Here is a 4817-nt window from a genome sequence, read left to right on the forward strand (position 1 = left end):
CCCCCGCCGCATCCACCCCCCGTCGCGACCGGGACCGTTACGATCGGGACCGTTACGACAGGATCGTGACGACCGGGACCGTGACGAACAGGACCGTTACGACCGGGACCGTGACGACCAGGGCCGATACGGCCGGGACCGCGACGAACAGGGCCGATACGGCCGGGACCGCGACGAACAGGACCGTTACGACCGGGACCGCGACGAACAGGACCGTTACGACCGGGACTGGGAGAAGACGTCGTTCCAGACGCCGGCGCCGATGCCCACCGGGATCGGGGCGGCGGTCAGCTGTCCGGGCCCCTCCGCGTGGCGGAGGGGGGTCGGTCGCCCCCGTCGGGACCTGCGGCGCAGGAAGGCCCGTACGCCGGGAACCACCGCCAGGTGCGCCAGCGCCACTCCGGTGGTGTTGAGCAGCAGCCCGTCCATGCTGATGACCTGACCGGTGGCCTGGCTGTGGGAGCTCCCGATGACCAGCGAGACCATGGCGCCGGTGAAGACGGTGCGGGCCAGCGAGGTGAAACCGTTCGTCTCCACCCGGCCGCCGGCCAGCGGCAGCAGCACCCCCAGCGGGGCGAGCAGCAGCAGCCCGCCGCCGAGCGAGTGGGCCGCCTCCCAGGGGCCGAGCGCCAGGTCGGACCGGATCGTGCCCAGGGGCTCGATGTCCTCCGACGCCACCCAGGGCACGGTCACCGGACGCAGGGCCAGCCAGCAGAGGAACGCGAGGTAGGCGATGACGAGGACGACGCCCGCGGCGCGGTAGCGGAATGCGGCTCTGCGGCCGGAACCATTTCCCTGCACGCATGGTGTGACGCTGTCCGCGGGGCCCGCGGTTCCGTCGGCGCCGCGCTGGTCAGTACCGGGTTACCGGTAGGTCCGCGCGGCACCGCTCGAAAACGCTCAGCGGACCGGCGCTCCGGAGCTCAGGGCGATCTCCGGATGCTCCCGCAGATTCTGGCCGCAGGTGTAGCGCTGGAGCGGTACCGCTCTCTCCGGTCCGCCCAGGACCACCGAGTGGTTGCGGTCCGAGGTCGCCGCGGAGGTGCTGAAGGTGCACACCAGCTGCGCCAGCGCGTACGGGGGCAGCTCCTCGGGCTGCAGGCTCAGCCGCAGCGTGTGCCGCGGGTCGTCGTGGGCCGGCCCGTTCACCTGGAGCTCGGCCGGCATCTCGGTGCCGAACCCGGCCTGGGTCTCGGCCGCGGTGGGATCCTCCTGGAGCTGGTCCAGCAGCTCCCGGGCGACGTCCAGCGGACGGGTCGAGGTCGGTGCGTCCGACTCCTGGGTGCTGCGGTGCACCGGCCGCACCTGGGTGGCGCACATCAGGAACACGGTCAGCGGCACCCGGCCGGCCAGCTGGGAGGTACGCCCCTCCCCGGGGGCCTCGCAGGAGGCCCGGGAGGGCGCCGGCCCGGCGTCCACCGGCACCGAGGTGCCGCGGATGCCGCACCCGGCGAGCAGCAGTCCGGCCAGGCCGACGGCACCGGCCCGTAGGCGGCTGATCCTCATCGCGGGTCCTCCTTGCCCTCGGACTCGGCGCGCGCCACCCCGGACCCCTCGGCGCCCAGCTCGGAGGAGTCGCGCGGCAGCACCAGGGTGAAGACCGCGCCGCCCTCCGGGGAGTTCGCCGCGGTGATCTCGCCGCCGTGGATGTGGGCGTTCTCCAGCGCGATGGACAGGCCCAGTCCGCTGCCCTCCGAGCGGGGGCGGGAGGCGCTGGCCTTGTAGAAGCGGTCGAAGACGTGCGGCAGCACGTCCTCCGGGATGCCCGGGCCGTGGTCCCGCACATTGATCACCAACCGCTCGCCCTCGGTGCACACCGAGACCCGCACCGGCGAGCCGCCGTGCTTGAGCGCGTTGCCGATCAGGTTGGCCAGGATGACGTCCAGCCGGCGCGGGTCGAGGCGGGCCATGATGCCGCGTTCGGCGTCCAGCTCCACCGCGTCCAGCCAGGCCCGCGCGTCGATGCACGCCGTCACCTGGTCGGCCACGTCGACGTCGTCCAGCACCAGCCGGGCGGTGCCCGCGTCGAAGCGGGTCACCTCCATCAGGTTCTCCACCAGGTCGTTCAGTCGCCGGGTCTCGCTGACCACCAGCTGGACGGCGGGGGCGATCATCGGGTCGAGCGCGTCGGCCTCCTCCTCCAACACCTCGGTCACCGCGGTGATCGCGGTCAGCGGGGTGCGCAGTTCGTGCGACATGTCGGCGACGAACCGCCGGCTGGCCGCCTCCCGCGCGCTGAGCTCCGCCACCTTCTTCTCCAGCCGCTCCGCGGTCCGGTTGAAGGTACGGGAGAGGTTTGCCAGCTCGTCCGAACCGGACACCTCCAGCCGGGTGTCCAGCTTCCCCTCGCCCCAGCGCTGGGCCGCCTCGCCCAGCCGCTGCACCGGCCGCAGCACGGTGGACGCGGCGGCCTGCGCCAGCAGCGCCGAGCCGATCAGCGCCAGCGCGGTCGCGATACCCAGCGACCAGCCCAGCGAGTTGAGGTCCTGCCGCTCGTTCTCCAGCGACTTGAGCATGTAGCCGGTGGGCCCGCCGTCGATCACCTTGGCGCCACCGACCAGGTACGGCGTGCCGTGGTGGGTGATCCGCTGCCAGTACAGGTGGTACGGGGCCCTGTTGTCGTGGTCCTGCGCGCGCCGCTTGTTCACCGCGCGGACCAGGCTGTCCGGCACCATGTCCATGGTGAACATCTGCGGCGCGGAGGCGGCCGGGCAGGAACCGCCGTTCGCGGTCCGGGTGCTCAACAGCACCTCGTACTTCTGCGCGTTGTCCGCCATCTGGTGCGCGGCATCCTGGAGGTCGGGGCAGGTCGGCACCCGGGGCAGGGAGTTGGCGGTGTCCCGCAGCGCCTTGCGGAACTCGTCCAGCGCCGCGTCCTGGGTGCGGGTCAGCACGGCGTCCCGGTTCAGCCAGTAGGCGATACCCGAGGCGGAGACCGCGGCGGCCAGCGCCACCAGGGCGAAGACCAGCATCAGGCGCAGCCGCAGGCTCAGCCACCGCAGCAGACCGGCCGCCCAACCCCGCGCACGACCGGGCTCTTCACTCACAGTGCGGTGTCCTCACACTCTCGCGGTCCCCCGCCGCACCCCGATCGGAGTCCGGGCGCGGCGGCATGGCTATACCCGTGGCGCTTCCGCTCACTGCGGCGCGTCCAGCCGGTAGCCCACACCCCGCACCGTACGGATCAGGGTCGGCGAGGACGGTACGTCCTCCACCTTGGCGCGCAGCCGCTGCACACAGGCGTCCACCAGCCGCGAGTCACCCAGATAGTCGTGTTCCCACACCAGCCGCAGCAGCTGCTGGCGGGAGAGCGCCTGCCCGGGCCGGCGGCTGAGCTCCAGCAGCAACCGCAGCTCGGTCGGCGTGAGCTGCAGGTCCTGCCCGTTCTTGGTGACGGTCATGGCGGAGCGGTCGATCACCAGGTTGCCGAACGACGCGGAGTCGTTGGCCTCCCGCTCCCCGCGCCGCAGCACGGCCCGGATCCGGGCGTCCAGCACCCGGCCCTGCACCGGCTTCACCACGTAGTCGTCGGCGCCCGACTCCAGACCCACCACGACGTCGATGTCGTCGCTGCGCGCGGTCAGCAGGATGATCGGCAACTGGTCGGTGCGCCGGATCCGACGGCATACCTCGAAGCCGTCGATACCCGGCAGCATCACGTCCAGAACGATCAGGTCAGGTCGTTGTTCGCGCAGCATCTGCAGGCCGTCCTCGCCTGAGGCCGCCGTGGCCACACGGTGGCCCTGGCGGGTCAGGGAGAGCTCGAGGGCCGTGCGGATGGCGTCATCGTCCTCGATCAGCAACAGGAAAGGCACGTTGGTCATTCTGACCTACCGGGGCCCTCCAGTTCGACCGGCGGGCGTTCCCACCTCGCCCCGCCCCCTGTGACAGCCCTGTGACAGTCGACGGACACCGCGATGAAACTGGCCCGGCAGAGTTTTCTGCACCGGGAGGACGACGGCCCGGGAAGCCAGGAAAACCGATCATGCTCCACCGACGGGAGGCGCGGGATGAACACGCTGCACAGCACTGCCAAGGGCGCAGTTCGCACGCGTCTCCACGACGCCGGCTGGAGCGGCGAGAAGTCCGGTGCCGTGAGCGGGCGGGGGTGCGCTCGCGGCACCGGGCGTCAGCGGCCCGCCTACATGGTGGCCATTGACGCGACCTCCACGGGGGAGCACGGGGGAGGCACGTACGGGGAGGCCACGGGGGAGCGGCGGAACGGACGGCGGGAGGCCGAAGAGGCCTTCACCGCGTACGTCCAGGAGCGCCGCGCCTCCCTGTACGCCACCGCCTACCACCTGACCGGTGACCGCTACGAGGCCGAGGACCTGCTGCAGAGCGCGCTGTTCTCGACCTACCGGGCCTGGGACCGGATCAGCGACAAGGCGGCGGTCGGCGGCTATCTGCGCCGCACCATGACCAATCTGCACATCAGCGCCTGGCGGCGCCGCAAGCTCAACGAGTACCCGACGGAGGAGCTGCCGGAGACCGCCGGCGACCAGGACGCGATGCGCGGCACCGAACTGCGCGCCGTGCTCTGGCAGGCGCTGGCCCGGCTGCCCGAGATGCAGCGCACCATGCTGGTGCTGCGCTACTACGAGGGCCGCACCGACCCGGAGATCGCGGACATCCTGAACATCAGCGTCGGCACGGTCAAGAGCAGCATCTGGCGCTCGCTGCGCCGACTGCGCGAAGACGACGTCCTGAGCTTCGGCCGGGACGAGGAGGAGTCCTTCGGGGAACTGGTCGCCTGACCGCCTCACCGAAGGCTACGGGGGAAAGGCCGGAGACCGGGGGAGGGCTCCGGGAACGGG

The 4817-nt window shown here is 71.8% G+C and carries 5 protein-coding genes; 1 reads left to right on the forward strand and 4 read right to left on the reverse strand.

The genetic code is table 11. The features are described from left to right. Positions 1–216: 216 nt before the first annotated feature. The 4 genes from E4099_RS29080 to afsQ1 all read right to left on the reverse strand — a co-directional run bounded on the left by E4099_RS29080 (position 217) and on the right by afsQ1 (position 3815). Positions 217–801, reverse strand: a complete 585-nt coding sequence (locus tag E4099_RS29080; RefSeq protein WP_135342104.1) for a VanZ family protein — start codon at positions 799–801, stop codon at positions 217–219. 99 nt (positions 802–900) lie between these two features. Next, positions 901–1506 (reverse strand): hypothetical protein, encoded by a 606-nt coding sequence (locus E4099_RS29085; protein WP_135342105.1) that lies wholly within the window; start codon positions 1504–1506, stop codon positions 901–903. Then, the gene (locus tag E4099_RS29090; protein ID WP_135342108.1) at positions 1503–2972 is read right to left on the reverse strand and encodes a sensor histidine kinase; all 1470 of its coding nucleotides are present in this window, start codon (positions 2970–2972) and stop codon (positions 1503–1505) included. Before E4099_RS29090 ends, E4099_RS29085 begins: the two co-directional genes overlap by 4 nt. 165 nt (positions 2973–3137) lie before the next feature. After that, positions 3138–3815, reverse strand: a complete 678-nt coding sequence (gene afsQ1 / locus E4099_RS29095; protein WP_209446790.1) for a two-component system response regulator AfsQ1 — start codon at positions 3813–3815, stop codon at positions 3138–3140. Positions 3816–4010: 195 nt separating this feature from the next. Between afsQ1 and E4099_RS29100 the strand changes: the two genes are divergently transcribed. Next, complete coding sequence (locus E4099_RS29100) at positions 4011–4757, forward strand: SigE family RNA polymerase sigma factor (RefSeq protein WP_135342107.1); 747 nt, start codon at positions 4011–4013, stop codon at positions 4755–4757. Positions 4758–4817 lie beyond the last annotated feature (60 nt).

Source organism: Streptomyces palmae, from assembly GCF_004684805.1.
Taxonomy (GTDB): domain Bacteria; phylum Actinomycetota; class Actinomycetes; order Streptomycetales; family Streptomycetaceae; genus Streptomyces; species Streptomyces palmae.

Coding starts and splice junctions, on each gene's coding strand:
- E4099_RS29090 (WP_135342108.1), bottom strand. CDS start 2,972: ATGCTGGTCTTCGCCCTGGTGGCGCTGGCCGCCGCGGTCTCCGCCTCG.
- E4099_RS29100 (WP_135342107.1), top strand. CDS start 4,011: ATGAACACGCTGCACAGCACTGCCAAGGGCGCAGTTCGCACGCGTCTC.
- E4099_RS29085 (WP_135342105.1), bottom strand. CDS start 1,506: ATGAGGATCAGCCGCCTACGGGCCGGTGCCGTCGGCCTGGCCGGACTG.